Origin of the sequence: Phreatobacter sp. (assembly GCF_016793595.1) — a bacterium.
In the GTDB taxonomy this organism is placed as follows: Bacteria; Pseudomonadota; Alphaproteobacteria; order Rhizobiales; family Phreatobacteraceae; genus Phreatobacter.
In genome coordinates this window covers 123,782-149,805 of sequence record NZ_JAEULY010000019.1, presented here as the reverse complement: position 1 = coordinate 149,805, position 26,024 = coordinate 123,782, and the positions used below count along the sequence as shown (strand labels likewise).

Annotated in this window: 25 protein-coding genes; 8 read left to right on the top strand and 17 right to left on the bottom strand. The window is 68.1% G+C overall.

From position 1 onward, the window contains the following. Window position 1: 1 nt before the first annotated feature. From JNK84_RS19450 to JNK84_RS19430, 5 genes are all read right to left on the bottom strand, one after another. A complete protein-coding gene (locus JNK84_RS19450) occupies window positions 2–1,165 on the bottom strand; it encodes an ABC transporter ATP-binding protein (protein WP_293426955.1) in 1,164 nt (387 codons plus the stop codon). A 7-nt stretch (window positions 1,166–1,172) separates the two neighbouring features. Then, window positions 1,173–2,276 (bottom strand): polyamine ABC transporter substrate-binding protein, encoded by a 1,104-nt coding sequence (locus tag JNK84_RS19445; protein ID WP_293426952.1) that lies wholly within the window; start codon window positions 2,274–2,276, stop codon window positions 1,173–1,175. 60 nt (window positions 2,277–2,336) lie between these two features. Then, window positions 2,337–3,776, bottom strand: coding sequence for an amidohydrolase family protein (locus JNK84_RS19440; protein ID WP_293426949.1), 1,440 nt, complete (start codon window positions 3,774–3,776; stop codon window positions 2,337–2,339). A 60-nt stretch (window positions 3,777–3,836) separates the two neighbouring features. Further along, complete coding sequence (locus JNK84_RS19435; RefSeq protein ID WP_293426946.1) at window positions 3,837–4,616, bottom strand: ABC transporter permease; 780 nt, start codon at window positions 4,614–4,616, stop codon at window positions 3,837–3,839. 96 nt (window positions 4,617–4,712) lie between these two features. Further along, window positions 4,713–5,606, bottom strand: a complete 894-nt coding sequence (locus JNK84_RS19430) for an ABC transporter ATP-binding protein (RefSeq protein ID WP_293426943.1) — start codon at window positions 5,604–5,606, stop codon at window positions 4,713–4,715. Window positions 5,607–5,754: 148 nt separating this feature from the next. On the opposite strand from JNK84_RS19430, the gene JNK84_RS19425 reads away from it, so the two are divergent. Next, window positions 5,755–6,243 carry a CinA family protein gene (locus tag JNK84_RS19425; protein WP_293426941.1) on the top strand — a complete coding sequence of 163 codons (489 nt, stop codon included), beginning with the start codon at window positions 5,755–5,757 and terminating at the stop codon, window positions 6,241–6,243. Between the two features lie 36 nt (window positions 6,244–6,279). Here JNK84_RS19425 and JNK84_RS19420 read toward each other — a convergent pair whose 3' ends face one another. Further along, window positions 6,280–7,716, bottom strand: coding sequence for a homospermidine synthase (locus JNK84_RS19420; RefSeq protein WP_293426939.1), 1,437 nt, complete (start codon window positions 7,714–7,716; stop codon window positions 6,280–6,282). Window positions 7,717–7,968: 252 nt separating this feature from the next. On the opposite strand from JNK84_RS19420, the gene JNK84_RS19415 reads away from it, so the two are divergent. Beyond that, window positions 7,969–9,270, top strand: coding sequence for a sulfite oxidase (locus tag JNK84_RS19415; RefSeq protein WP_293426937.1), 1,302 nt, complete (start codon window positions 7,969–7,971; stop codon window positions 9,268–9,270). Window position 9,271: 1 nt separating this feature from the next. Here the strand turns inward: JNK84_RS19415 and JNK84_RS19410 are convergent, their stop codons facing one another. The 5 genes from JNK84_RS19410 to JNK84_RS19390 all read right to left on the bottom strand — a co-directional run bounded on the left by JNK84_RS19410 (window position 9,272) and on the right by JNK84_RS19390 (window position 12,423). Beyond that, window positions 9,272–10,048, bottom strand: a complete 777-nt coding sequence (locus JNK84_RS19410) for an enoyl-CoA hydratase (RefSeq protein ID WP_293426935.1) — start codon at window positions 10,046–10,048, stop codon at window positions 9,272–9,274. Window positions 10,049–10,120: 72 nt separating this feature from the next. Further along, entirely contained in the window at window positions 10,121–10,687 is a 567-nt protein-coding gene (locus tag JNK84_RS19405) for a DsbE family thiol:disulfide interchange protein (protein ID WP_293426933.1), read from the bottom strand. Further along, window positions 10,684–10,848, bottom strand: a complete 165-nt coding sequence (gene ccmD, locus JNK84_RS19400) for a heme exporter protein CcmD (RefSeq protein ID WP_293426930.1) — start codon at window positions 10,846–10,848, stop codon at window positions 10,684–10,686. Before ccmD ends, JNK84_RS19405 begins: the two co-directional genes overlap by 4 nt. Beyond that, entirely contained in the window at window positions 10,848–11,615 is a 768-nt protein-coding gene (locus JNK84_RS19395; protein ID WP_293426927.1) for a heme ABC transporter permease, read from the bottom strand. The genes ccmD and JNK84_RS19395 overlap by 1 nt, the downstream gene beginning before the upstream one ends. 142 nt (window positions 11,616–11,757) lie before the next feature. Next, window positions 11,758–12,423 (bottom strand): outer membrane protein, encoded by a 666-nt coding sequence (locus JNK84_RS19390; protein WP_293426924.1) that lies wholly within the window; start codon window positions 12,421–12,423, stop codon window positions 11,758–11,760. 537 nt (window positions 12,424–12,960) lie between these two features. On the opposite strand from JNK84_RS19390, the gene JNK84_RS19385 reads away from it, so the two are divergent. Further along, window positions 12,961–13,716: an SDR family oxidoreductase gene (locus tag JNK84_RS19385; protein ID WP_293426921.1), complete on the top strand. Its 756-nt coding sequence runs from the start codon at window positions 12,961–12,963 to the stop codon at window positions 13,714–13,716. 58 nt (window positions 13,717–13,774) lie between these two features. Beyond that, window positions 13,775–15,796, top strand: coding sequence for an excinuclease ABC subunit UvrC (gene uvrC, locus JNK84_RS19380; RefSeq protein ID WP_293426919.1), 2,022 nt, complete (start codon window positions 13,775–13,777; stop codon window positions 15,794–15,796). A 3-nt stretch (window positions 15,797–15,799) separates the two neighbouring features. On the opposite strand, the gene JNK84_RS19375 is transcribed toward uvrC, so the two are convergent. Next, window positions 15,800–16,534 (bottom strand): lysophospholipid acyltransferase family protein, encoded by a 735-nt coding sequence (locus JNK84_RS19375; RefSeq protein ID WP_293426917.1) that lies wholly within the window; start codon window positions 16,532–16,534, stop codon window positions 15,800–15,802. A 28-nt stretch (window positions 16,535–16,562) separates the two neighbouring features. Continuing rightward, the gene (locus tag JNK84_RS19370; RefSeq protein ID WP_293426915.1) at window positions 16,563–17,288 is read right to left on the bottom strand and encodes a YdcF family protein; all 726 of its coding nucleotides are present in this window, start codon (window positions 17,286–17,288) and stop codon (window positions 16,563–16,565) included. Window positions 17,289–17,469: 181 nt separating this feature from the next. Here JNK84_RS19370 and JNK84_RS19365 point away from each other — a divergent pair, with 181 nt between their 5' ends. Together JNK84_RS19365 and JNK84_RS19360 are read left to right on the top strand one after the other, a co-directional pair. After that, window positions 17,470–18,444: an NADPH:quinone oxidoreductase family protein gene (locus tag JNK84_RS19365; RefSeq protein WP_293426913.1), complete on the top strand. Its 975-nt coding sequence runs from the start codon at window positions 17,470–17,472 to the stop codon at window positions 18,442–18,444. 153 nt (window positions 18,445–18,597) lie between these two features. Further along, the gene (locus JNK84_RS19360; RefSeq protein ID WP_293426911.1) at window positions 18,598–19,407 is read left to right on the top strand and encodes a TerC family protein; all 810 of its coding nucleotides are present in this window, start codon (window positions 18,598–18,600) and stop codon (window positions 19,405–19,407) included. Window positions 19,408–19,413: 6 nt separating this feature from the next. On the opposite strand, the gene JNK84_RS19355 is transcribed toward JNK84_RS19360, so the two are convergent. Continuing rightward, window positions 19,414–19,827 carry a hypothetical protein gene (locus tag JNK84_RS19355; RefSeq protein ID WP_293426909.1) on the bottom strand — a complete coding sequence of 138 codons (414 nt, stop codon included), beginning with the start codon at window positions 19,825–19,827 and terminating at the stop codon, window positions 19,414–19,416. Between the two features lie 84 nt (window positions 19,828–19,911). Then, entirely contained in the window at window positions 19,912–21,675 is a 1,764-nt protein-coding gene (gene ggt / locus JNK84_RS19350) for a gamma-glutamyltransferase (RefSeq protein ID WP_293426907.1), read from the bottom strand. Between the two features lie 159 nt (window positions 21,676–21,834). Here ggt and JNK84_RS19345 point away from each other — a divergent pair, with 159 nt between their 5' ends. Together JNK84_RS19345 and JNK84_RS19340 are read left to right on the top strand one after the other, a co-directional pair. Continuing rightward, a complete protein-coding gene (locus tag JNK84_RS19345) occupies window positions 21,835–22,398 on the top strand; it encodes a carboxymuconolactone decarboxylase family protein (protein WP_293426905.1) in 564 nt (187 codons plus the stop codon). A gap of 139 nt (window positions 22,399–22,537) precedes the next feature. Next, the gene (locus JNK84_RS19340) at window positions 22,538–23,899 is read left to right on the top strand and encodes an MFS transporter (RefSeq protein WP_293426903.1); all 1,362 of its coding nucleotides are present in this window, start codon (window positions 22,538–22,540) and stop codon (window positions 23,897–23,899) included. A gap of 3 nt (window positions 23,900–23,902) precedes the next feature. Here JNK84_RS19340 and JNK84_RS19335 read toward each other — a convergent pair whose 3' ends face one another. Together JNK84_RS19335 and purH are read right to left on the bottom strand one after the other, a co-directional pair. Beyond that, the gene (locus JNK84_RS19335) at window positions 23,903–24,286 is read right to left on the bottom strand and encodes a heavy metal-binding domain-containing protein (RefSeq protein ID WP_367272364.1); all 384 of its coding nucleotides are present in this window, start codon (window positions 24,284–24,286) and stop codon (window positions 23,903–23,905) included. A gap of 47 nt (window positions 24,287–24,333) precedes the next feature. Further along, window positions 24,334–26,016, bottom strand: a complete 1,683-nt coding sequence (gene purH / locus JNK84_RS19330) for a bifunctional phosphoribosylaminoimidazolecarboxamide formyltransferase/IMP cyclohydrolase (RefSeq protein WP_441343275.1) — start codon at window positions 26,014–26,016, stop codon at window positions 24,334–24,336. Window positions 26,017–26,024 lie beyond the last annotated feature (8 nt).

The following is a 26,024-nucleotide window of genomic DNA, read 5'->3' as shown; positions in this document are numbered from 1 at the left end:
GTCACCGCGTCAGCAGGATCAGGGATTCCGGCGCGACGCAGAGGCGCACGGGCTCGTCCCATCCGATCGGTCGCTCGACCATCCGCGAGGCGTTGGCAACCGCCGCGCGCAGCCGCCGGCCGCCGGCTTCGACCACATAGGTCGTCCAGTCGCCGAGATAGCCGATGTCGTGGACCACGCCCTCGATCATCATCCGCCCGCCGGTGACCGCATCCTCGGCGCGGACGAGGCGCGTCTTCTCCGGCCGCCATGCGACCGCGACCTCCTGCCCGACGACGAGGCTGTCTGCGACCTCCGGCACGGCCATGTCGCCGAGCGGCGTCGATACCATGATCCGCCGGCCATCGACGGCGGAGACCTTGCCCTCGACGATGTTGATGTCGCCGATGAAATCCGCGACGTAGCGCGTCGCGGGCGCCTCATAGATCATCGGCGGCGTGCCGACCTGCGCGATGCGGCCCTTGTCCATCACCGCGATGCGCGTCGCCATGGACATGGCCTCGTCCTGGTCGTGGGTGACGATGATGAAGGTCAGCCCCAGCCGCTCCTGCAAGGCCACCAGTTCGAACTGCGTCTCCTCGCGCAGCTTGCGGTCGAGGGCGCCGAGCGGCTCGTCCAGCAGCAGCACCTTGGGCCGCTTGATCAGCGCGCGCGCAAGCGCCACGCGCTGGCGCTGGCCGCCAGAGAGCTGATGCGGCTTGCGCGAGGCGAGTGTTTCAAGCTTCACCAGCTTCAGCGCGCCCGCGACGCGGTCGGCGATCTCAGGCCTCGCCACGCCTTCCATCTCAAGGCCGAAGGCGATGTTCTTCTCCACCGTCATATGCGGAAACAACGCATAGGACTGGAACATCATATTGGTGGGTCTGAGATGCGGCGGCACGCCGCCCAGGTCCTCTCCCGCCAGCAGCACGCGCCCGGCGGTCGGGGTCTCGAAGCCCGCGAGCATCCGCATCAGCGTGGACTTGCCGCAGCCCGAGGGCCCCAGCAGGGCGAAGAATTCGCGCTCATAGACGGCGAGCGACAGGTCGTTGACCGCCGTCTCGGTGCCGTAGCGCTTGGTCACGCCGTCGAACACGACAAGCGGTCTGGCGGCCGGGTCGTTCCAGGGCGCGAAAGCGGAGCGGACCGCGCCGAGGGCCGCGGTCGTCTTGGGCGTGTCGCTCACGATGAACTCAACGCCCGGTCTTGGCGCGCGTCCAGGCGCGGGTGATGACCCGCTGGAGCCGCGCGTCGGGGCTCGTCACGGTGAACAGCCGCGCCATCACCTCGTCCGGCGGATAGACCGAGGGGTTGTCGCGCACGGCCGGCGCGACAAGCGGCTTCGCCGCCAGATTGCCGCTGGCATAGGAGACGAAGCTCGCGACCTTCGCCATTACCTCGGGCCGGTTGAGATAGTTGATGAAGGCGTGGGCGAGATCGGCGTTCGGCGCGTCGGCGGGGATCGCCATCTGGTCGAACCACATCTGCGCGCCTTCCTTCGGGATGACGTACTGGATGTCGATGCCGTTGCTGGCTTCCTTGGCGCGCTTCTGCGCCTGGAAGATGTCGCCGGAATAGCCGACCGCCAGGCAGATGTCGCCGTTGGCCAGCGCCGAGATATATTCCGACGAGTGGAACTTGGTGACCAGCGTGCGCAGTTTCTGCACATGCGCGGCGGCGGCTTCCCAGTCCTCCGGCTTCTTGGAGTTCGGGTCGCGGCCGAGATAGCGCATGACCGAGGGCAGGAAATCCTCGGCGGTGTCGAGGAAGTGGATGCCGCAATCCTTGAACTTCGACAGTGTGTCGAAATCGAAGGCGAGCTTCCAGGAATCGAGCGGCGCGTCGGGCATGCGTTCGCGGATTTTCGCGACATTGTAGCCGATGCCGGTGGTGCCCCAGAGATAGTTCACGGAATGGGCGTTGCCGGCGTCATAGGCGGCGGTGCGGCGCAGGATGTCCGGCCAGAAATTGGTACGGTTCGGGATATTCGCGAAGTCGAGCCGCTGGTGGACATTGGCCGCGATCTGGCGCGACAGGAACGGCGCCGAGGGCACGACGATGTCGTAGCCGGTGCGCCCGGCCAGCAGGCGCGTCTCCAGCACCTCGTTGGAATCGTAGGTGTCGTAAGTGATCTTGGCGTTGAACTCGCGCTCGAAGTCGCGCAGCACCTGCTCGTCGATATAGTTCGACCAGTTGAAGATCCTCAGTTCCCGGGGCGCCTGCGCGGCGGCGGTTGCCGCAAGACCGAGCGTCGCGAGCGCGGCGACGACGAGCTTCGACAGGGAACGTGGGACCATGATGCCATCCTTCGCGGGGTGGAGCCAAACGGATGGCGCAATCTAGGCAAAGCGCCGGGTTTAGCAACAGCCCAAACGGTCGCGGAAATGGCCGGCGAGCGTGGTTTCGAGCTCGGGGAGGATCGCGCGGAACTGGCCGCGTTCCGCGACGCCGTTCCTGAGCCGGCTTCGCAACTCGTGCTGCAGCCCCGCGAAGTCGAAACCGGTCGGCCGTCCGTTCGCGACCACGGTGCGGCCCGCGACGATGGATTCCCTCAGGAGGGCGGCCGTGCCGCGCGCGAACAGCAATTCGATGGGCTCGACCTCCATCAGCGCGTCGGCATCGAGCGCCTTGCGGTCGAGGACGAGGAGGTCGGCCGGCGCGCCCGGTTCGATCCTGCCCGTCACTGGCGAGTTCAGCGTGGCGTGGCCCTGCGCCAGCACGGCTTCCAGCACCTGCGCGGGCTCGACCTCCTTGTCGAAGCCCCAGCCGGCATGGAGCGACCAGACGAGGCGCATCTCGCGGATGATGTCGTCGTCCTCGTCGAAGGCTGAGCCGTCGATGCCGATGCCGACCTTGCAGCCGGCCTTGATCATGGCCGCCACCGGCGCGATGCCGGAGCGCAGCGCGAAGTTGGAAGAGGTATTGACCGAGATGGTCGCGCCGGCTTCGGCGATCATCTCCAGTTCGTCGGGCCGCGCCCAGACGCAGTGGGCCAGCGTCAGGCGCGGTGACAGGAGGCCGATATCCTTGAGGTGCTGCACGATGCCTTGAGGAAACATGCGGTCGGCATAGTCGCGCTGATACTTCGTCTCGAGCAGGTGGATATGGACGCGCCGGCCGGTGCGCGCCGAGCCTTCCGCAATGGCCTCCAGCAGGCCCGGCGTCGTCCATTGCACGCCCTGCGGGCCGTACTGCACGTCGACTGTTGGCGAGCCGATGACCTCCGCCACGGCATCGACACGTTCCATCTGCGCCGCGACGGAAAGCGGCGGCGTCGACAGGAAGCGCTGCTCGATCTCTTTGCGAGCAGGCAGCGACAGCGCGTCAAGAATCGGCTGCCCATCGCCATAGACCAGCGGGTTCATGTCGCGCATGGCCACCGCGAAGGCGATGCGCAGCCCGGCATCGCCGGCGGCGCGCGCGACCTCTTTCGCCTCGGTCACATAGTCGGTGAGGCCCTGCACGCCGGTATAATGGACCATGGCCGCGCCCTGTCCGCCCATGACGGCGCGGCCGAACGGCACCGCCGCCGCGAGGTAGGGATCGACCGGCGCGAACAGGCGCAGGCGATGCAGCCAGGCTTCCAGCGGTCGCCCGAAGCCGCCGATGGACGAGGTGCGGATCGGCCGGCCGTGGTCGTGGGCATTGGCGAGCGCCGGCATGACGAGGAGGTCGTCGAAGGCAGCGCCTGCCTCGAGCGACTGGACGGCCGCGATCCTGTCGCCCTCCAGCGTGATGCGCGAGGGGCCGCGCGCGCCGGCGAGGTCGAGAATGGCGGCGCAGGTGATCTCGCGCATGAGGCAGCCTCCGGGCAGAGCTGATCGAGGCTTATCGCGCCATGCCGTTCCCGGCCAGCCTCACGTCATCGCCAGATCCTTGCGGTGCGCCCAGCCGGTGACCCGCTGCTCGAACACCGAGAAGATCGCGTAGAGCCCGACGCCGAGGCCGGCGAGGATGAACAGGCCGGCGAAGACCAGCGGCACGTTGAAGGTGGAGGAGGCCACCATCATCATGTTGCCGATGCCGAAATTGGAGGCGACCGTCTCGGCCACCACGGAGCCGACGAAGGCCAGTGTCACCGCGACTTTCAGCGAGGCGAAAAAGTAGGGCATCGAGCGTGGCAGCGAGACGTTCCAGAGGATGTCCCAGCGCGACGCCTTCAGCGTCTTCATGACGTCTTCCAGCTCCGGCTCGACGGTGGCGATGCCGGTCGCGACGTTCACGGTGATGGGGAAGATCGAGATGATCGCGGCGGTGAGGATGGCCGGCACGGTGCCGGCCCCGAACCACAGGACAAAGATCGGCACCACGGCCACCTTCGGGATCGACGAGAAGCCGACCAGCAAGGGGTAGGCGGTGTCGTAGGCGAGCTTGGACGAGCCGATGGCGACGCCGAACAGGATGCCGACGGCGACGCCGATCGTGAAACCCACCAGCGTGGTGTAGAGCGTCTGCGCGGCATGCGGCCGGATCGCCGGCCAGTATTCGATCAGCGCGGCGATGATCTGGGTCGGCCGCGGCAGCACGATGTCCGATACGCCGCCGATCAGGCAGGCCGCCTCCCAGAACACGAAGACGCCGACGATCAGGCCGATGGAGGCCGCGCGTTCGCGGATGAGTTCGCTGAGACGGTCCATGATCAATGCCCCCTAGAGCGTTTTCGAGCGAAGTGGAGACCGGTTCGCGGGAAGAGAAGCGCGCGAACAGCGTGCAAAACGCGACAAAACAATTCTCTACCGAACGATGCCGGTGCCGCCGCGCGCCTCGACGATGAGGCTGCGCAGCTTCTGGTTCAGCGCCACGAAATCCGGCTCGTAGGTCATGTCGATGGTGCGCGGCCGCGCGAAGGGCACGGCGGAATCATCGAGGATGCGGCCGGGCCGGGCGCTCATCACGCAGATGCGGTTGCCGAGAAAGGCGGCTTCGCGCAGGTCGTGGGTGACGAGCAGCACGGTGGTCTTCTTCGTTGCCCAGAGCTCCTGCATGATCTGCCAGAGCTCCTCGCGGGTGAACTGGTCGAGCGCACCGAAGGGTTCGTCGAGCAGCAGCAGGTCCGGCTCGTGGATCAGCGCCCGGCAGAGATTGGCGCGCTGCATCATGCCGCCGGAAAGCTGCCAGGGAAATTTGTCGCCGAAGCCCGAAAGGCCGACCTGATCGAGCAGGGCTTCCACCTTGTCGCGGAACTCAGTCTTGCGCTTGGCGAGGAACTCGCCCCGGAACGGCGGCACGATCTTCAGCGGCAGCATGACGTTGTCGCGGATGGTGAGCCAGGGCAGCAGCGTCGGGTTCTGGTAGGCCATGCCGATGCGGATCGGCGTCGCGCCGAGCTCCCGGCCGCCGACATAGACGTAGCCGGTCGAGGGCTTCATGAGGTCGCCGACCAGCCTCAGCAGCGTGGACTTGCCGCAGCCGGAGGGGCCGACAAGGGCGACGAAATCGCCCTTGTCGATCCTGAGGCTGGTCTCGGCCAGCGCCTGCACTTGTCTGTCGCCACGGCCGAAACGGACCGACACCTTCTCGAACTCGATGAACGCCCGCGCGTTCGACACCTGCCGCGACGTGCCTGTTTCCTGTGCAGGCACGCCGGGCGGGGGCGTGTCGGAGACGGCGGCAAGGGCGGCAGGCATCGGCATTTCCCGGTTTCGTCACGACATCCGGGACAAGGATCGCAAGACCGGTGCCAAGGGCGGCAAGGGTGGTGTCGGTTCGCAACGCGGTCGCGCAGGCGCGTCGCGTCGTGCATTGTGGCGCGACGCGAAGCGGAAGGGGGCTGTCATGGAGCTGGAGGATATTGCGCGGCGGATCGGCGCCCTGCTGGTGGAGCGAGGTGAGACGGTGGCCGTCTCCGAATCCTCGGCCGGCGGGCTGATCTCGGCGGCGCTGCTGTCGGTGCCCGGCGCCTCGGCCTATTATCTCGGCGGCGCCGTCGTCTACACGCCGAAGGCGCGTCAGGCGCTGCTCGGCATCAGTACGAAGGACATGGTCGCGGCGGGCATCCGCTCGGCGTCGGAGCCCTGGGCGGCGCTGATGGCGAGGACGATCCGCGACAGCCACGGCGCGACATGGGGCCTCTCGGAAACCGGCGCGACCGGTCCGACCGGCAACCGCTACGGCGATCCGGCCGGCCATGCCTGCCTCGGCGTCGAGGGACCGGTATCGCGGACCATCACGCTGCATACCGGCTCGGCCGAGCGCGAGCCCAACATGCGCGCCTTCGCGGCGGCCGCGCTCGGCCTGTTCGAGGATGTGCTGGAAGAGCGGTGACGGCCGGGCGGCAAGCGCCCGGCCGACGGGAGGCCATCAATCCCGAACGAGAATGTTCCGGAACTGCCAGGGGTCGGAGGCGTCGATGTCCTCCGGGAAGAAGCCCGGGCGGTTATCGAGCGGCGTCCAGTCGGTATAGGTGCCGATGACCGGACCGAGATAGGGCCGCTGCACGTCCAGGCAGCGGCGGAAGTCCATGTCGTCGGCCTCGACGATGCCGGCCTCCGGATTGTCCAGCGCCCAGACCATGCCCGCGAGCACGGCCGAGGATACCTGAAGGCCGGTGGCGTTCTGGTAGGGCGCGAGCTGGCGCGCCTCCTCGATGGAGAGCTGCGAGCCGTACCAGTAGGCATTGCCGGCATGGCCGTAGAGCAGCACGCCGAGCTCGTCGATGCCGTCCTCGATCTCGTCCTCGTCGAGGATGTGCCAGGTCGGCTGGCGCTTGCCGGCCGCGCCGAACATCTCGTGCAGGGACAGCACCGCGTCGTTGGCGGGATGGTAGGCGTAGTGGCAGGTCGGCCGGTAGGTGACTTGGCCGGTCGCATCGCGCGCGGTGAAATAGTCGGCGATCGAGATGGCCTCGTTATGGGTGACGAGGTAGCCGTATTGCGCGCCCATGGTCGGGCACCAGGACCGGACGCGGGTATTCGCGCCGGGCTGGAGCAGGTAGATGGCCGCGCCGCAGCCGGTCTTGTGCGTACCGGCATTGGCCGGCATCCAGGTCTCGTGGGTGCCCCAGCCGAGTTCGGCCGGTTGCAGGCCCTCGGACACGAAGCCCTCGACCGACCAGGTGTTGACGAAGACGTTGGCCGGCTTCGGCTTCTTCGACCGCTGGGTGTCGCGCTCGGCGACGTGGATGCCCTTGACGCCGACCTTCGCCGCCAGCGCCGCCCAGTCCGCCTTGGTCGCCGGCTCGGTGAAGGCGACGCCCTGGTCGGTCGCGACATTCAGCAGCGCCTGCTTGACGAACCAGGACACCATGCCCGGGTTCGCGCCGCAGCAATTGACCGCCGTCGGCCCGCCGGGGTTGCGCCGGCGCGCGTCGAGCACCCGCTCGCGCAGCATGTAGTTGGTGCGCGCCGCCGCATCGGCGTCGTGATCGAAATAGAAGCCGGTCCATGGCTCGGCCACCGTATCGACATAGAGGGCGCCGAGTTCGCGGCACAGCTCCATGATGTCGACCGACGAGGTATCGACCGACAGGTTGATGCAGAAGCCCTTGCCGCCGCCCTGGGTCAGCAGGGGCGTCAGGATCTCGCGGTAATTGTCCTTCGTGAGACCCTTCTGAACGAAGCGGATTCCGCGTTCGTCGAGCAGCTTCCGGTTGGTATCGGCGGGATCGATGACCGTCAGGCGCGTCTGATCATATTTGAAATGCCTCTCGATCAGCGGCAAGGTGCCGCGGCCGATGGAACCGAAGCCGATCATCACGATCGGGCCGGTGATTTCATGATAGACGTGCCATTGGCTCATGCGAGGTCTCCGATCTTGCATGGGAACTGAAAACGGGCCCGCGGCGGCCAAGCCGTGGACCCGGATGAGGTAACGGCGCGCATTGGCCACGCCGCGACCCATCCGTCAACGCCTATTCCCGTGACGCGGCGATGACACGGGCCGCATGAACAGCGTTCCAGCCGCCGGAACCGGCCTGCGCGACGGGTGTTTCGCCGGCGCGCATCGGCCGCGCTAGAGTGGTCCGATGCGGGCAGTGCGCGAAGGCGAGGCATGGCGGCGAAGAAGGAACGCACGGTCGAGGAGCTCTATCGCGACGACCCCGAACGGGCCGATGCGGAGGTGTTCGGCCGCCGGGGCCGCGAGCGGGGCCTTGCTGCCGGTTCGGAGCGGGCCATGGCCGCCGCCGCCGGCGGCAGGGTCGCCCGGCCGGAGACCGTCCCCGCAGGGCTGGTTCCGCGAGGCGTGGCGCCGACTTGCCCGCTTGCCGGCAAGACGCCCGGCCTGATCCTCCTGCAGGAAACGCCGCTGGTCGCCGAGACGCCGGAGCACCTGCTCGACGACGAGACGACGCCGACCGGGCGCTTCTTCCTGCGCAATAACGGCCTGGCGCCGCCGGCCCTCGCCGATCCGGACGCCCATGCCTTCGTGGTCGACGGCGAGGTTCACGCGCCGCTGCGCCTGACCGTCGGCGAGCTGAAGAGCCGATTTCGCGCGGTCACCTATCGCCTCCAGATGGAATGCGGCGGCAATGGCCGCGCGTTCCACATGCCGGCCGCGCGCGGCAATCCCTGGGGCAACGGCGCCATCGGCTGCGCGGAATGGACAGGCGTGCCGCTCGCCGACGTGCTGGCGACGGCGGGCCTGAAGGACACGGCGGTTCATACCGGCCATTATGGGTTCGATCGGCCAGCGACCGGCGATCCGGCGCGGCCATCCATCTCGCGCGGCGTGCCAATCGCGAAGGCCATGGAGCGGCACACGCTCGTCGCCTTCGCCATGAACGGCGAGCCGCTGCCGCATGCCCATGGCGGGCCGGTGCGTCTCGTCGTGCCGGGCTGGCCGGGCTCGGTGTCGCACAAATGGCTGACGCGCATCTGGGTGCGCGACCGCGTCCATGACGGGCCGGGCATGGGCGGCACGAGCTACCGGGTGCCGACCGTGCCGGTGCCGCCGGGGGCGGAGGCCGATGGCCGCTCCGGTTTCGTCGATCTTGCCTCCATGCCGGTGCGCTCGATCCTCACCAGCCATGCGAGCGGCACGCGCCTGCCCGCCGGCCGATCGTCCCTGCACCTGCGCGGCGCGGCCTGGGCCGGCGAAAACGACATCGGGATTGTTGAGGTCTCCGCCGATTTCGGCCTGTCATGGACCGCGATGCGCCTGTCGCCCGCGCGCAATCGTTACGACTGGCGGCGATGGTCTGGCGCCATCCGCCTCGTTGGCGAGGGCTACCACGAGATATGGACGCGCGCGACCGACACCGCCGGCAATGTCCAGCCGCTGCGGGCTGCGGGCTGGAACCCGCAGGGCTATGGCTGCAACGCCATCCAGCGCGTGGCCGTGCTGGTGGGCTGATCTACCGGGATCGGCCTCGCTCCTGCACGCCCGCGCGGCGCGCTTCCAGATCGGTGACGGCGATGGCGCTGTTGTGGCGTTTCGACCAGTCGGCCTCCAGCGCCATGGCCTCGGCGAAGGGCTTGCCGTAGCCCTCGTCGACGAGCCGCTTGTAGTCGGCGAGGAAGGCCGCCGGCACTTCCGCGATCTCCTCGGCGAGCTTCATGACATCGCCCATCAGCTCGCCCGGCGGCACGGCGCGGCTGACAAGGCCCCACTGGCTCGCCTGTTCCGCCGAGACGAAGCGGCCGGAAAAGGCCATTTCCTTGGCGCGCGAGGGGCCGATGATGCGCGAGAGCTTCTGGCTGAGCCCCCAGCCGGGAATGACTCCGACGCGCTGGTGGGTATCGGCGAAGCGGGCGGTGCTGGAGGCCACGAGGATGTCGCAGGCCAGCGCCAGTTCGAAGCCGCCGGTGATGGCGACGCCGTTGACCGCGGCGATCACCGGCTTCGGGCATTGCTCGATGGCTTTGATCGGATTGGGCCGGGCGCCGTCGCCTTCCACCATGCCGAGCAGGCCAGGGCTGGAGCCGAGCTCCTTCAGGTCGAGGCCGGCGGAAAAGGCGCGCTCGCCGGCCCCGGTCAGTACCAGCGCGTGGACGCCGTCGTCGCGGCCGAGATCGAGAACGGCCTGCGTCAGCGCGCGGATCAGCGACTGCGACAGCGCGTTCAGCGCTTGCGGCCGGTTGAGCGTGAGAACGGCGACCGGCCCGCGCCGGTCGATGAGAAGGTCGGTCATGAGGTCACCCGCTTGGTCGTAGCGAGTGTGAAGCGCGAGGCCCGGCGATGCATCTCCCCGGTTCGGGGGAGATCAGCGCATCAGCGCCTTCTCGACTTCGGGGCGGATCAGATTCGCGAGGATCGCCTCGGTGATCGGCCCGACATGCTTGAACAGGATCGTGCCGTCGCGCCCGACGATGAAGGTCTCGGGCACGCCGTAGACGCCCCAGTCGATCACCGTCCGGCCGGCGGGATCGACGCCGACCAGATGATAGGGATTGCCGTTGCGGCCGAGAAAGCGGCGGGCGTTTTCCGGCTGGTCCTTCTGGTTGATGCCGGCGATGCGGATGCGATTGTCCTTCGCCAGTTCCATCAGGAACGGGTGTTCCTCGTGGCAGGGAATGCACCAGGAGGCGAAGACGTTGACGACCGTCACCTGACCCCGGAGATCCGCGGTGGTGAAGCCGGGGCGGCCGATGCCCTCCAGCGGCGCGAGAGCGAATTGCGGTGCCTGCCGGCCGACCAGCGCCGAAGGCAGACGCTGCGGGTCGCCCCTCAGGCCGATGACGAAGACGGCGACGAGGCCGCCGAAGACGATCAGCGGCAGGAAGGCGAGCCAGGACCGCGAACGCGGCTTGGGCGCGGTGGTGTCGGTCATGAGGAGCGTCCCGAACGGCGGGTCACGCCGCGCGCCTCGAGGTCGGCGATGACAGCCGTCTGCCGGCGATGATCGAGCACCACCCAGCCGATCAGGCCGAGACAGGTCAGCGCCGTGATCGCATAGGAGGCGAGAATGAAGAAGGCGTGCGGATCGTTCATCAGCTGGCCTCCGCTGCCGTCCGGATGCCGACCGGCGGCATCTCGCGCTGCGCTTCCATCAGCCGCATCGCGCGCACCCGGCGGCGCAGCACCTCGTTGCGCATGGCGGCGAGGTGCAGCGTCACGAACAGCGCGGTGAAGGCGAGCGCCGACACGATGAGCGGCATCAGGATCGAGGCGTGGATGGTCGGTCCGCCGAGGCGGATCACCGAAGCCGGCTGGTGCAGAGTGTTCCACCAGTCGACCGAGAACTTGATGATCGGCAGGTTGATCGTGCCGACGAGGGTCAGCACCGCCGCCGCCCGGCCGGCCCGGCCGGGGTCATCGACCGAGCGCCAGAGCGCGATCAGGCCAAGATACATGATGAGCAGGACGAGCTCGGAGGTCAGCCGCGCGTCCCAGATCCACCACGTGCCCCACATCGGCCGGCCCCAGAGCGAGCCGGTGGCGAGGCAGACGAAGGTGAAAGCCGCGCCGATGGGCGCTGCCGCCTTGGCCGAGACGTCGGCCAGCGGGTGGCGCCAGACCAGCGTGCCGAGGGAAGCCAGCGCCATCATCGCGTAACAGGCCATGGACAGCCAGGCCGCCGGCACGTGGATGAACATGATCCTGACCGTGCCGCCCTGCTGGTAGTCGTCGGGCGCGACGAAGAAGGCGAAATGAACCGCCGCCGCGAACAGCACGGCGGTCGCGAGCGCAAGCCACGGCAGCGCGCGCTGCACGAGGGCGAGGAACCTGGTCGGATTGGCGAGGTCGAGGAGCGCCATGGCGGCGTTCTAGGGCGACTGGGCAGGCGAGGCAATGCGGCGGATCAACCGGGCGATGACGATGCCTTGATTGCTGCTGCCCCGGACAAGCAAACGGCCCGGGCGCTGCCCGGGCCGTCGCAGGCTCGATCGGGAGAACCGATCAGAAGCGGTAGTTCAGGCCGGTGCGGATCGTGTGGCTGGTGTAGCCGACACGCGGCGCGAAGGAGATCGCGTTGTAGGTGCCGCGGCCGAGATCGGTGTAGCGATACTCGAGCAGACCCGACCAGTTCTGGGTGAACTTGTACTCGCCGCCGGCGCCGACGGTCCAGCCGAAGGCCGTGCGCGACTGCGAGGTGGCCAGGATGGCGTCGTTCAGGCGGACATTGCCGAGGGCGAGACCACCGGTCACGTACAGCAGCATGTTGTCCTGGACCGCGTAGCCGAGACGGGCGCGGAGCGAGCCGCTCCAGTCCTGCTTGGCGCGGATGTCCGACGGGGTCAGGTCGATATAGCGGCGCGAGACCGTCGAATAGGTCAGGTCACCGGCGATACCGAGCACGACGCGGTTGATCTGGTAGTCGTAACCGGCCTGGACGCCCGCGAGGAAGCCCGAGGAGCCGCCGAGGCGGTAGCCGACGTCGTTGCGGAAGTTCGAGCCGAAAGCGCCGCCGAGATGGGCACCGACGTAGAAGCCGGTCCAGACGCCCGCGGGGGCCACCGGAACGTAAACGGTGTCGGCGATCGGCTGGCGGCGCGGCAGGTCGGCCGCGAAAGCCGGGGTGGCGAGGGTAGCGGCAGCGGCCACGGCCCAGAGGATCTTCTTCATAACCAACTCCTGTCCCACGAACGTCGCCGGAGTTCGCCTCCTCGCGCCGTCCCGTATTCTGTGCGGTGAACTATCTATAACCGCATTCAGTTCAATTTTCGCGGCTTCTTTGGTTCCGTCGTTAATAGTCGGTTACCCGTCGGAGAGCCTGCTAGCGTTCATTCGCGAACAGGTGACTCATAGTCTGCCGTTCTTGGCTGAAATGAGGCACGAAATGCCAAGTCATATTTGGAAATAAAGCGTTACAATCGTAAGATATACATATAATAACTATTGATATTGAGATAATACGGCCAACTCTTCTTCCGGCTTGTGGCGCAATCGTGGCGAACGGAGGTCGTTTCGCAGGCGCAGCAAGAGAAGCGGCCCGGCAATTCCCTGCTACGTCAGGGGTGTCGCGGCGGCATCGCCGCAGGCGCCAGTGCTGGGCCGGTTCATTACTGACAGGCCAAGGTTCGGGCCACTGCTAGCAGCCGTGGCCGAATGGCAACGCCTGCTTTATTTGCGGAAGTCAGGCGAAGCGCAGAGGATCGGATCATGGGGCAAGGCGGCATAGCGCTGGTGACAGGCGGGGCCCGGCGGATCGGCGCAGCCATCGTCGAGGCGCTGGCGGCCGCCGGCTATGCCGTGGTCATCCATGCGAATCGCTCGACAGCCGAGGCGGCGGCGCTTGCCGCGGCCATCGCGGCGCGCGGCGGCAGGGCTTCGGTGGCGCGGGCCGATCTCGCCGAACCCGCCGAGGTCGACGGCCTGATCGCGGCGGCGGCCGAAGCCTTCGGCCCGCTGACGCTGCTCGTGAACAATGCCAGCGAGTTCGTCGAGGACCATGTCGGCTCGCTCACCCGCGAGGTGTGGAACCGCCAGTTCCGCGTCAACCTCCAGACGCCGTCCTTCCTCGCGCAGGATTTCGCGGCTCAGGCGCCGGACGGCTCGGTCATCGTCAATGTCGCCGACCAGCGCGTGTTCAAGCCGACGCCGCAATTCTATTCCTACGGCCTGACCAAGGCCGCCCTGGTGACCGCGACCGAGACCATGGCGCAGGCGCTCGCCCCCCGCATTCGCGTCAATGCCGTCGCGCCGGGCCCGGCCGCCGCCAATATTCGCCAGCACCCCGAGGATTTCGCCCGGCAGCAGGCGGCAACCCTCACCGGTGCCGGCAGTCCGCCGCAGGCGGTGGCGGAGGCCGTGCTCTATCTGGCCCGCGCGAGCGCCGTGACCGGCGTCACCCTGCCCGTCGATGGCGGCCAGCGGCTGATCTGGCAGACGCCGGATGTCTGGGGCATCAGGGAATGAAGCGCCCGCGCCCTGATGCCACGCATCGGACGCCCGCATCGCCTATATATCGCTCCTGATGAGTCGCCCCGGCCAGACCAATATCGAACCCGACCTGACCGATCCCGAAGCCCCCGAGGCGGAGGAGACGGAGGCGCTCGTCCTCGATCTGGCCGTCGAGGACGAAACCGCCCCGGCCGAGGGTACGGTCGCCGCCGGCATGGAGGTGATCAAGGCGGCGGTGAAGCACGCGCCCAAGGGGCCCGGCGTCTACCGCATGATCGATGTGAAGGGCGAGGTGCTCTATGTCGGCAAGGCGAAGTCGATCGCCAAACGGGTGATCTCATATGCCCGCCCGACGGGGCTGGTCAGCCGCATCGCCCGGATGGTCGCCGCGACCACCGCCATGGAGTTCGTCTCGACCAAGACCGAGACAGAGGCGCTGCTGCTCGAAGCCAATCTGATCAAGCAGTTGCGGCCCCGCTTCAACGTGCTGATGCGGGACGACAAGTCCTTCCCCTATATCCTCATCACGGGTGACCATCCGGCCCCGCGCATCGCCAAGCATCGCGGCGCGCGCGTGCCGAAGGGCGACTATTTCGGTCCCTTCGCCTCGGCGCAGGCGGTGGGACGCACGATCAACGCGCTGGAACGCGCCTTCCTCGTGCGCTCCTGCTCGGACGCCGTGTTCGAGAGCCGCACCCGGCCCTGCCTCCTGTTCCAGATCAAGCGCTGCGCCGGTCCCTGCACCGCCGAGATCGCGCCGGCCGACTACGATGTGCTGGTGAAGGAGGCCAAACTGTTTCTCTCCGGCCGAAGCCAGGCGGTGAAGCAGTTGCTTGCGAGGCAGATGGAGGAGGCCGCCGAGACCATGGAGTTCGAGCGGGCGGCCGTCTATCGCGACCGCCTCGCCGCATTGTCGGCGGTGCAGTCGACGCAGGGCATCAATCCTCGCGGCGTCGAGGAGGCCGACGTTTTCGCCGCCGTGCAAGATGGCGGACAAACCTGCATCCAGGTGTTCTTCTTCCGCACCGGCCAGAACTGGGGCAACCGCGCCTATTATCCGAAGGCCGACCGTTCGCTGGAAGCGGCCGAGGTGCTGTCCTCCTTCGTCGCGCAGTTCTACGACGACAAGCCGCCGCCGGCCCTGGTGCTGCTGTCCCACGAGGTCGAGGATCAGGCTCTGCTCGCCGAGGCGCTGTCGACCAAGGCCGGCCGGCGCGTCGAGGTGCAGGCGCCGAAGCGCGGCGAGAAGAAGGATCTCGTCGATCACGCCGCGCAGAACGCGAGGGAAGCGCTCGGTCGCCAGCTCGCCGAGAGCGCGTCGCAGATGAAGCTTCTGGAGGGGCTGGCGAGCGCGCTCGGCCTCGACAAGCCGCCGCGGCGTGTCGAGGTCTATGACAATTCCCACATCATGGGCACCAATGCCGTCGGCGGCATGATCGTGGCGGGGCCGGAAGGCTTCCGCCGCAAGGACTACCGCACCTTCAACATCAAGTCGGACATCGCGCCGGGCGACGATTTCGGCATGATGCGCGAGGTGCTGGAGCGCCGGTTCAGGCGGCTTCTGAAGGATGCGCCGAAGCCGGAGGCGGGAAGCGAGCCGGAGGCCGAGGTCGCCGCTCCGGAAGAGGACGTGGCCGATACGTCTTGGCCGGACCTCGTGATCATCGACGGCGGGCCGGGTCAGCTCTCGGCGGCCGAGGCGATCCTCGAACGGCTCGGCATATCGGACGTGCCGCTGGTCGGCATCGCCAAGGGCCGCGATCGCGAGGCCGGGCGCGAGACCTTTCACATGACCGGCCGCGTGCCGTTCCGGCTCGAACCGCGCGATCCCGTGCTCTATTTCGTCCAGCGGCTGCGGGACGAAGCCCACCGCTTCGCCATCGGCACCCATCGCGGCCGCCGAAAGAAGGATTTGCGGTCGGCCGGCCTTGCCGAGATCGGCGGCATCGGCCCGACGCGCAAGCGCGCCCTGCTCAACCATTTCGGCACGCTGAAAGCGATCGAGCGGGCCAGCCTCGAGGACCTCCAGCGCGCGCCCGGCATCAATGCCGGCACGGCGCAGGCGGTCTACAACTTCTTCCATCCGCAGGGGTGAGGCTCAGCCGCCCTCACCCCGTCCGCGCGATTCCGCGATCAGGCGCTTTGTGGCCGTCTCGATGTCGTGCTGCAATCTGGCTGCGAATTCCTCCGGCGGCAGGCCCGGCGGAATCGGGTCGAGGAACTCGACCAGCACCGTCCCGGGCCGGCGGGTGAAGGATTTGCGGCTCCAGAACAGGCCGGCATTGAGCGCCACCGGCTGGCAGGGCACGTCGAGCCGCGAATAGAGGTGCGTCACGCCGTATTTGTAGTCCGGCGGGGCATCGACCGCCCGGCGCGTGCCTTCGGGGAAGATCATCACCTGGCGGCCGATCCCGACCGCCTTCAGCGCGCCGCGCGTGATCGATGCCAGCGCCTCGCCCTTGCCGCCGCGGTCCACCGGAATCTGCTTCGCCTTCCAGATCAGCCAGCCGAACAGCGGCACATAGGCGAGCTGGCGCTTGTAGACATAGGCCGGCCTGCGGAAGGGGATGAAGAAAGCGAAGGTCTCCCAGGCCGACTGGTGCTTGGCGGCGACGAGGATGGCCCCGTCCGGAATCTTCTCCATGCCGCGCCACTCGACATGCGTGCCGCAGATGACGCGCAGTGCCCAGAGGTTGCCGCGGCCCCAGACGAGGCCGATCCACAGGATCGGGCCGGAGCCGGGCAAAAGCACCATCGGCATGATGAAGATCATCAGGACGAGGGTCCAGAGATAGAAGAAGATGTTGAACGCGAAGGAGCGCAGGGCAAGCATCGGGCGGGCTCCTCCCGCCCTGCGGCGGTCAGTTTCGGGCCGTTCTCATCGGCATCGGTCGGGGACGCTCGTCGATCGGAGCGTCCAGCCTCACACCCACGGCGGCCAGCAGATATTTGGCATATTCAAAGCCGAGAATCTTCACGCTGGCGCGATCTTTCCACCATCCGGTGGGGTTGAGGGCGTCCGTCTGCACGGGATAGGCGACGAGCTGCACGTCCGGCAGCAGGTGCTGCAATTCCAGCATGGTGCGCGGCATGTGATAGCTCGACGTCACCACCAGCAGCGAGCGGAAGGCGTGGAGGCGCGCCCATTTGGCGGTCTCGATGGCATTGCCGCGCGTGTTCAGCGCCCGATGGTCGAGATCGATGCAGCAGCCGAGAAAGGGCAGGGCGGCCGGTACGGCGCGGGCGAATTCGCGTTCGCGCACCATCGGATTGACGCCGCTGACGAGCAGCCGGCGGCCATGGCCGGAGCCGAGCAGCCCGACCGCATCCGACACGCGGTAGGAGCCGCCGGTCATGGCGACGATGGCCTCGGTGCGCGGCGAGGACGGGTCGTAGGGGCGGGTCACCTCGTCGGCGAAGGACAGGAAGCCGCCGAACAGGCCGAGGACAAGCGATGCGAGGAGCGCGGGGAGCAGGAATCCCGGGCGCAGAATACGCCATACCCGCCGGGGGCGGGCAGCCGGGGCAGCCTGATTATGCGTCATGCCGCTCAGGGCGGCCTCCATGCGCACGGACGTCATTGTCATGAGCATACCACCGAATAAGGCGATCAGAAGTCGTTGCGGAGGCGGTCTGCCATGGCTGTTTCGGATGCGTTAAAGCTGCGGGCCGCGCCCCGGAACGGATCGCGCCCGGCCTCGCCCTTCGGCGGAGGTTGACCTTGCCCGTTCCGGCTGGTGTCGTGCCGCCCGACTGGAGGATCCCCCGATGAAAGCCGTTCTCTGCAAGGCCTATGGGCCGCCCGAAAGCCTTGTGGTCGAGGAACTCCCCGATCCGGCGCCGGGTTCCGGCGAGGTCGTGGTCGGCGTCGCGTCGGTCGGGCTCAACTTCTTCGACAACCTGATCATCAAGAACATGTATCAGGTGAAGCCGGAACTGCCGTTCTCGCCTGGCTCCGAATTCGCCGGCCGGGTCGTGGCCGTCGGCGAGGGCGTCGCCGGGCTGAAAGTCGGCGACCGGGTGGTCGGCAACTCCTCCCATGGCGCGGCGCGCACACATATCGTCGCCAAGGCGGCGATGCTGGCGCCGATCCCCGACGCCCTGTCGGACGATCAGGCCGCCGGCATGATCATCACCTATGGCACCACCATCCATGCGCTGAAGGATCGCGCGCAGCTGAAACCCGGCGAGACGCTGGCCGTGCTGGGGGCTGCCGGCGGCGTCGGCCTCGCGGCGATCGAGCTCGGCAAGGCCATGGGCGCGAAGGTGATCGCCTGCGCTTCCTCGGACGAGAAGCTCGCCTTCTGCCGCGAGCATGGCGCCGACGAGACGATCAATTACGCGACCGAGGATCTGAAGGAGCGCCTGCGGGCGCTCACCGGCGGCAAGGGGCCGGACGTGATCTACGATCCGGTCGGCGACAAGCTCGCCGAGCCGGCGCTGCGCGCCATCGCCTGGGAAGGGCGGTTCCTGGTCATCGGCTTCGCTGGCGGCGAGATCCCGAAGATCCCGCTCAACCTCACTTTGCTCAAGGGCTGCGACATCCGCGGCGTGTTCTGGGGCGCCTTCGCCCAGCGCGAGCCGCAGAAGAACCGCGAGAACCTCATGCAGGTCGCCAAATGGACTGCCGAGGGCAAGCTCTCGCTACATGTCCACGGCACCTATCCCCTCGAGAAGATCGCCGAGGCGCTGAACGAATTGACCAGTCGGCGCGCCAAGGGCAAGGTCATCCTCAAGCCCTGACACGGCCGTCCTGACGTTTGGGCAGGCGCGACAAAACAACGCGCCGAGCCCTTCCCGGGGCCTTTGGGACCGGGTGCGACACCATTTCGTCTTTCGTCATTGCAGGCGTTCCGCTTCAGAGCGGCCCCTCGTCAATAGCAACGGAGATGGTACGTGGAAGATCTTTTGAGGCTCGCAGCGGATCCGACCGCCTGGGCGGCCCTCGCAACGCTGATCGCCATGGAAGTGGTGCTCGGCATCGACAACCTGATCTTCATTTCCATCCTCACCAACAAGCTGCCCGCCGGCCAGCGGGAGAAGGCGCGCAAGATCGGCATCTCGCTGGCGCTGATCATGCGCCTCGCCCTGCTCGGCACGGTGGCGATCATCGTGACGCTGACCCAGCCGGTCATCTCGATCCTCGGCAAGGGTTTCTCCTGGCGCGACATCATCCTGATCGCCGGTGGCCTGTTCCTGCTCTGGAAGGCGACCAAGGAGATCCACCACAACGTCGATCCGCGCGCGGGTTCGCATGACGAGCCTTCGGCCGGCCGTGCGGTCGTGACCAATTTCGCCTCGGCGATCGGTCAGATCATCCTGCTGGATATCGTCTTCTCGGTGGATTCGATCATCACCGCCGTCGGCATGACCGACGAGATCGCCATCATGGTGATCGCGGTGATCGTCACCGTCATCGTCATGCTTGTCGCGGCCAATCCGCTGGCGAACTTCATCGCCGGCAATCCGACCATCGTCATGCTGGCGCTGGGCTTCCTTCTGATGATCGGCACGACGCTGATCGCCGAGGGCTTCGGCGCCAAGGTTCCGAAGGGCTACATCTACGCGGCCATGGCCTTCTCGGCCCTGGTGGAGACGCTGAACATGCTGTCGCGCCGCGCCGTCAAGAAGCGCGAGGCGAACGGCCATGGCTCCGCCGACCAGGAGGCGCCGGCGGACGGTCCGCGGATGCCGATGCAGCGCTGATCGTGATCAGGGGGCGGCGAGGAAACCCGCCGCCTCCGGCACGAGCGGGGCCGCCGCTACCGTGACGAGGTCTGCCTCGACGGCGGCGCGCTCCTCGTCCCGCTCGGCGATCAGATGAACGTGGACCTCCTCGGCCCGCTTCATCTGCGCGAGGCGCGCCAGCGCCCGTGGCGTGCGCGGTGCGCGACCCGCCCACACCGCCAGACGCGTGCCGTCCGGCTCGCGCCGGGCCAGCACGATGACTGCGCCCTCATAGGCCGGCGCCTCGCCGGCGCCGTGGACGGTCGCGAGATAGCGGCGGCCCGAGGCCCCGCGCCAGGCGTGAAAGCGTGAGACAAGGCCGGAAACCGCAAGCGCCGAAGGGCTGCCGGCATCGAAGGCGTGGATGATCCGCCGATTTCCGATTCGCTCTTTGTTCATGAGAACATTGTGCGAACATGGATGGCCGGCGTCAACGATCGCGATGACGCTTGCTGACAGCATTTGGCAGCAGGCTGTCAGTCGTCAGTGCCCTTCGGCCAGCGTGCCGCGCTGACGGGTATCGGACGCCCCGGCCCAGCCGCCCGGCACCGCCATGATGGCGTTGACATTGCCGAAGGCAGGACGCGGGGTGATGCGGTGGCCGCGCTCGGCCAGCAGCCGCAGCGTGTCCGGCGAGATGCCGTTCTCGGCGTCGATGGCGTCGGGCAGCCACTGGTGATGGATGCGCGGGGCGATGACCGCCTCGGCGGCGTTCATGCGGTGGTCGACGACGTTGAGGATGGTCTGCAGCGTGATGGTGATGATGCGGCTGCCGCCCGGCGATCCCGTCACTATCGCCACCCGGCCGTCGCGGAACAGGATGGTCGGCGTCATGGACGACAGCGGCCGGCGGCCCGGTCCCGGCAGGTTGGCGGCGCCCTGCACCAGCCCGAAGGCGTTGGTCGCCCCGGCCTTGGCGGCGAAATCGTCCATCTCGTTGTTCAGGAGGATGCCCGTGCCCTCGGCGACGAGGCCGAGGCCGTAGGAGAAGTTGAGCGTGTAGGTGTTGGCCACCGCATTGCCCCACTGATCGACCACCGAGAAATGGGTGGTCTGCTCGCCCTCGTGAGGCGCGGGGTCGCCGGGACGGATGTCGGCCGAGGGCCGGGCGCGCGCCGCATCGATCTGCGGCCGCAGGCGGTCGGCATAGGCTTTCGAGGTGAGGCCGCGCACCGGCACGGCGACGCTGTCGGGGTCGCCGAGATATTGCGCGCGGTCGGCATAGGCGAGTTTCATCGCTTCCGCCATCAGGTGGATGGTCTCGGCGCTGTTATGGCCCTTCGCGCCGAGGTCGAGCGGTTCGAGCAGGTTGAGAAGCTGGACGAGATGGACGCCTCCGGAGGAGGGCGGCGGCATCGAGGCGATGGCATAGCCCTTGTAGGTGCCGCGCACGACATCGCGGATCACCGGCCGGTAGGCGCGGAAATCCTGCACCGTCATGATGCCGCCATGGGCCGCCAACGCCGCGACGATGCGCTCGGCGGTCGCGCCCTCGTAGAAGCCGGCCGGGCCGCGCTGGGCGATCGCTTCGAGCGAGCGGGCAAGGTCCGCCTGCACCAGCCGGTCGCCGCGTGCGGGAGCCGTGCCGTCGGCCTTCAGGAAGATCCGGCGCGACGCGGGGAAGCGGCCGAGCCTGGCAGCGGCGCGCGGCAGGGAATCCGCGAGGTCTTCCTCCACCGCGATGCCGTCGCGGGCGAGGGCGATGGCCGGCTGGATCAGTTCCGCCAGCGAGAAACGGCCCGACCCATAGCGCCGGTGCGCCTCGGCGAGGCCGGCGACAGTGCCCGGCACGCCGGCCGCAAGTCCTGAATCGCGCGACAGGCGTGGGTCCGGCTCGCCATTGGGCCCGAGGAACATGGTCGGCGTGGCAGCGGCGGGCGCCGTTTCGCGATAGTCGATGGCGACCGTTTCGTTGCGCTCGGCGAGGTGGACCAGCATGAAGCCGCCGCCACCGATATTGCCGGCGCGCGGCAGCGTCACCGCCTGGGCGAAGCCGACCGCGACCGCCGCATCCACCGCATTGCCGCCGCGCCGCAGGATATCGACGCCGACGCGGGTGGCGGTCGCCTCCTGGCTCGCCACCATGCCCCTCGGCGCAAGCGCGGGGTGGATGCGCGCGGCATCCGAGATGATCGGCCATGCCGCCGGCGGAGCTGGCTGCTGGGCAGCGGCCGGGACGGCGACAAGGGTAAAGGCGGCGAAGGTAGCCGCCGCCGCCGACGGCCATCGGCGCATCAGTTCGTTCATCGTCATTCCCACCACATTGCTGACCGATACGATCAGGCCGGAAAGCGGATGGCCCCGTTGCGTCAGCGCCCCTTGGCAATCGCCTGTCACGCGCCATGATGACCTGACCGCGCCGATTGAGTCGGTCACTTTGCCGTAAAGTCCAGCCTGAAAGCCGCCATGCCCGCCCCCGACCGCATGCCGCCGATCCCGCCCTCGGCCTACAGCCCGGACCAGGAGGCGGCGGCAGCCGTTTTCCGCGCGCGGCGCGGCGTGGAGCCGTTCGGGCCCTATGCGCCGCTGCTGCGCTCGCCGGAGGTCATGCTGGACGTCGAGGCGCTCGGGCGGCGGCTGCGCTACGGCTCCTGCCTGCCGGAGAATCTCAAGGAACTGGCGATCTGCCAGGTCGCGCGGTCCTTCTCACAGCAGTTCGAGTGGTCGGTCCATGTCCGCGAGGCCGAGAAGGCCGGCGTCGCGCCCGCCATCCTCGCCGCGGTCGCCGACGGCCGCCGCCCGGAGGGGATGACCGACGATGAGGCGCTGATCCACGATTCGGTCGCCGAACTGATCGCGACGCGCCGCTGGTCCGACGCCACCTACGGACGGATCGTCGCCCGCTATGGCGAGCGGGGCGCGGTCGAGATCCCCGCCATGATCGGAATCTACACGCTTCTCGCCTATGTCCTGAATGTCGGCCGTACCCCGTCCGATGGTCCAGAGCTGCTGACGCGCTGGCCGGAATGAAGGCTTTGTGGCGTGCGTCCGCAACATTTCACATGCAGTATCCGGTAACCACGGCGGCGGATACCGCTTCAACCGATCGGCGAAGGGCGCCTAGCTTGGCACCATGATACCCACCGCGTCTCCCCCTGAAGGCGCCGCGATGAGGCCGGCCAAACGCTCCGCCATCGTCGGCTGGGTGCTGTTCGACTGGGCCGCACAGCCCTATTTCACCATCATCAACACCTTCGTCTATGCGCCGTTCTTCGCCAGCGCCATCGCGCGCAATCCGGTGGAAGGGCAGGCCATGTGGGGCTTCGCCACCAGCGCGGCCGGTTTCGCCATCGCCATCCTGTCGCCGCTGCTCGGCGCCATCGCGGACGCGTCCGGCCGACGCAAGCCGTGGATCGCCGCCTTCGGCCTGGTGCTGATCCTCGGCTCGGCCATGCTGTGGCTCGGCCGGCCGGGCGTGCCGGAGACGATCGCCATCGTGCTGATCGGCTTCGTGCTGGCGACCATCGGCGCGGAATTCGCCACCGTCTTCAACAATTCGATGATGCCGAACCTCGTGCCGGCGGAGCGGATCGGCCGGCTCTCGGGCCTCGGCTGGGCCATCGGCTATGTCGGCGGCATGACCTCGCTGATCCTGATGCTCGGCTTCCTCGTCGGCAGCCCGGAGACGGGCAAGACGCTGATCGGGCTCAACCCGCTGTTCGGCCTCGACCCCCTCGCCCGCGAGGGCGACCGCGCGGCCGGCCCGCTGACCGCGCTGTGGTTCCTCGTCTTCGTCATCCCGCTGTTCCTGTTCACGCCCGACGTGCCGGCGAGGATGGGCATGAAGGATGCGATGCGCTCCGGCGTCTCAAGCCTCAGGACGACCATCCTGGAGGTGCGCCAGTACAAGCGGGTGATGACCTTCCTGATCGCCAACATGATCTATCAGGATGGGCTGATCGCGCTGTTCGCGCTCGGCGGCATCTATGCGGCCGGCGTGTTCGGCTGGTCCACCATCGAGATCGGCTTGTTCGGTATCCTCCTGACCATCACCGGCACGGCCGGCGCGCTGCTCGGCGGCCGGCTGGACGACGCCATCGGCTCGAAGAAGGTCATCCTGGGGTCGATCGGCTTCCTGTCCTTTGCGGTCATCACCATCCTGATGATCGGCCGCGACCACATCTTCTTCGTCTTCCCGACCACGCCGCCGGTGCCCGGCGACGGCTTCTTCGCCACCGTTCCGGAGAAGGTCTATCTGGTCCTCGGCGGACTGATCGGGGCGGCGGCCGGCCCCTTGCAGGCCGCCTCGCGCGCGTTGCTCTGCCGGCTCGCCCCGCGCGAGCGCATCGGCCAGTTCTTCGGCCTGTTCGCGCTGTCCGGCAAGGTGACGGCCTTTGTCGGGCCGTTCCTCGCCAGCGTCATGACACTCGCCTTCAACGACCAGCGGGCCGGCCTCGGCGTGCTGGTCGTGATGTTCGCGATCGGCGCGGCGATCCTGATGACGGTGAAAACGGACCGGCCGGCGGCCTGAACCTTACCTCTGGCCCCACGGCGGCACGGAGCCGCCATAGCCGGGCTGGGGCGACGGCGCCTGCTGCATCATCATCTCGACCGTCACGGCCGTTCCCGACACCGAGACCATGAGCATCGACTTGCCGATGGTCTCGTAGTCGATGTCGATGCCGACAATGGCATTGGCGCCGAGCCGCTGCGCCTCCTGCATCATCTCCTGGAAGGCCGTGGTGCGGCCGTCCCGGAGCACGTTCTCGTAGGAGCCGGCCCGGCCGCCGACAATGTCGCGGATCGAGGCGAAGAAGTCGCGGAACACGTTGGCGCCGAGGATCACCTCGCCGGTCACGATGCCGTTGTAGCGGATGATGCGGCCGCCCTCGATGGTCGGCGTGGTTGCGAGCAGCATGAAGGTCAGGTCTCCGTCGTCGCCGCCGCCAATGTAGTGCGTGGGCCTCAGTGCCGGAAGTGGCGCGTTCCCGTGAACACCATGGCGAGGCCAGCCGCGTCGGCTGCATCGATCACTTCCTTGTCGCGCATCGAGCCCCCCGGCTGGATGACGGCGGTGGCGCCCGCGTCGACGGCGGCGAGAAGTCCGTCCGCGAAGGGGAAGAAGGCGTCGGAGGCGACCACCGAGCCCCTGGTCAGCGGCGTCGCCCAGCCGCCGGCCTGAGCCGCGTCCTCGGCCTTGCGGGCGGCGATGCGGGCGGAATCGACCCGGCTCATCTGGCCGGCGCCGATGCCCACCGTCGCGCTGTCCTTCGCATAGACGATGGTGTTGGACTTGACGTGCTTGGCGACGCGGAAGGCGAATTTCAGGTCGATCAGTTCACGCTCGCTCGGCGCGCGCCTGGTCACCACCTTCAGGTCCATGGCGTCGACGATCGCATTATCGCGCGACTGCACCAGCAGGCCGCCGGCCACGGTCTTGACCATGATGCCCGCCGCGCGCGGATCGGGCAGCCCGCCGGCGACCAGCAGGCGCAGGTTCTTCTTGGCCGCGACGATGGCGCGGGCCTCCTCGGTCGCGTCGGGCGCGATGATCACTTCGGTGAAGATCTCGACGATCTTCCGGGCGGCCTCGGCATCGAGCGTGCGGTTCAGCGCCACGATGCCGCCGAAGGCCGAGACGGGGTCGCAGGCCAGCGCCTTCTCGTAGGCCCCCAGCAGAGTGTCGCCTTCGGCGACGCCACAGGGATTGGCGTGTTTGATGATCGCGACGGCGGCCGTGCGCGCCGGGTCGAATTCGCCGACCAGCTCATAGGCCGCGTCGGTGTCGTTGAGATTGTTGTAGGAGAGCTCCTTGCCCTGCAGCTGGCTGGCGGTCGCGACGCCCGGGCGTGGTGTCGCGCGGTGGGGCGTTTTGTAGAACGCCGCCCACTGGTGCGGGTTCTCGCCGTAGCGCAGTCCCTGCGCCAGCGTGCCGCCGAAGGCGCGATAGGCGGTCGAGGTCTCGCCGAGTTCGTCGAACAGCCAGTTGGAGATGGCCGCGTCATAGACCGCCGTGCGCGAATAGGCCTTGGCGGCGAGGCGGCGGCGGAGATCGAGCGGGGTCGCGCCGCCATTCGCCTTCATGGCATCGATGACGGCGGCATAATCGGCATTGTCGACCACCACGGTCACGGCGTCGTGGTTCTTGGAGGCCGCGCGGATCATGGCGGGGCCGCCGATGTCGATGTTCTCGATCGTGTCGTCCCAGCCCGCGCCACGGGCGATGGTTGCCTCGAAGGGATAGAGGTTCACCACCAGCAGGTCGATCGGCAGGATGCCGTGCTCTTTCGCGGCGCCCTCGTGCTCGGCATTGCCGCGGATGGCGAGCAGGCCGCCATGCACTTTCGGGTGCAGCGTCTTCACCCGGCCGTCCATCATCTCCGGGAACCCGGTGAGTTCCGCGACCTCGGTCACGGCGAGGCCGGCATCCCTAAGGGTCTTGAACGTGCCGCCGGTCGAGACCAGCGCGACGCCGAGGCCCGCCAGATCGCGGGCGAAGTCGACGATGCCGGCCTTGTCCGAGACGGACAGGAGCGCGCGGGCGATCGGGCGGTTCGGCTGGCTGGACAAGGCGGCAGGCTCCGGCACGGCATCCGCGCACCGGGCGACGGATGCTCTGGGTGTGGAAATGTCCGCGCGCCTTAGCATGGCGCATC

Bases quoted from the DNA above. Each gene is read 5' to 3' on its own strand.
- JNK84_RS19390 (WP_293426924.1), bottom strand. From the start codon at position 12,423: ATGAAGAAGATCCTCTGGGCCGTGGCCGCTGCCGCTACCCTCGCCACC.
- JNK84_RS19420 (WP_293426939.1), bottom strand. From the start codon at position 7,716: ATGAGCCAATGGCACGTCTATCATGAAATCACCGGCCCGATCGTGATG.
- JNK84_RS19370 (WP_293426915.1), bottom strand. From the start codon at position 17,288: ATGACAATGACGTCCGTGCGCATGGAGGCCGCCCTGAGCGGCATGACG.
- JNK84_RS19410 (WP_293426935.1), bottom strand. From the start codon at position 10,048: ATGACCGACCTTCTCATCGACCGGCGCGGGCCGGTCGCCGTTCTCACG.
- JNK84_RS19345 (WP_293426905.1), top strand. From the start codon at position 21,835: ATGCCCGCCCCCGACCGCATGCCGCCGATCCCGCCCTCGGCCTACAGC.
- JNK84_RS19385 (WP_293426921.1), top strand. From the start codon at position 12,961: ATGGGGCAAGGCGGCATAGCGCTGGTGACAGGCGGGGCCCGGCGGATC.
- JNK84_RS19415 (WP_293426937.1), top strand. From the start codon at position 7,969: ATGGCGGCGAAGAAGGAACGCACGGTCGAGGAGCTCTATCGCGACGAC.
- JNK84_RS19335 (WP_367272364.1), bottom strand. From the start codon at position 24,286: ATGCTGCTCGCAACCACGCCGACCATCGAGGGCGGCCGCATCATCCGC.
- purH (WP_441343275.1), bottom strand. From the start codon at position 26,016: ATGCTAAGGCGCGCGGACATTTCCACACCCAGAGCATCCGTCGCCCGG.
- JNK84_RS19425 (WP_293426941.1), top strand. From the start codon at position 5,755: ATGGAGCTGGAGGATATTGCGCGGCGGATCGGCGCCCTGCTGGTGGAG.
- ggt (WP_293426907.1), bottom strand. From the start codon at position 21,675: ATGAACGAACTGATGCGCCGATGGCCGTCGGCGGCGGCGGCTACCTTC.
- JNK84_RS19445 (WP_293426952.1), bottom strand. From the start codon at position 2,276: ATGGTCCCACGTTCCCTGTCGAAGCTCGTCGTCGCCGCGCTCGCGACG.
- ccmD (WP_293426930.1), bottom strand. From the start codon at position 10,848: ATGAACGATCCGCACGCCTTCTTCATTCTCGCCTCCTATGCGATCACG.
- uvrC (WP_293426919.1), top strand. From the start codon at position 13,775: ATGAGTCGCCCCGGCCAGACCAATATCGAACCCGACCTGACCGATCCC.
- JNK84_RS19440 (WP_293426949.1), bottom strand. From the start codon at position 3,776: ATGCGCGAGATCACCTGCGCCGCCATTCTCGACCTCGCCGGCGCGCGC.
- JNK84_RS19340 (WP_293426903.1), top strand. From the start codon at position 22,538: ATGAGGCCGGCCAAACGCTCCGCCATCGTCGGCTGGGTGCTGTTCGAC.
- JNK84_RS19430 (WP_293426943.1), bottom strand. From the start codon at position 5,606: ATGCCTGCCGCCCTTGCCGCCGTCTCCGACACGCCCCCGCCCGGCGTG.
- JNK84_RS19405 (WP_293426933.1), bottom strand. From the start codon at position 10,687: ATGACCGACACCACCGCGCCCAAGCCGCGTTCGCGGTCCTGGCTCGCC.
- JNK84_RS19365 (WP_293426913.1), top strand. From the start codon at position 17,470: ATGAAAGCCGTTCTCTGCAAGGCCTATGGGCCGCCCGAAAGCCTTGTG.
- JNK84_RS19375 (WP_293426917.1), bottom strand. From the start codon at position 16,534: ATGCTTGCCCTGCGCTCCTTCGCGTTCAACATCTTCTTCTATCTCTGG.
- JNK84_RS19355 (WP_293426909.1), bottom strand. From the start codon at position 19,827: ATGAACAAAGAGCGAATCGGAAATCGGCGGATCATCCACGCCTTCGAT.
- JNK84_RS19395 (WP_293426927.1), bottom strand. From the start codon at position 11,615: ATGGCGCTCCTCGACCTCGCCAATCCGACCAGGTTCCTCGCCCTCGTG.
- JNK84_RS19435 (WP_293426946.1), bottom strand. From the start codon at position 4,616: ATGGACCGTCTCAGCGAACTCATCCGCGAACGCGCGGCCTCCATCGGC.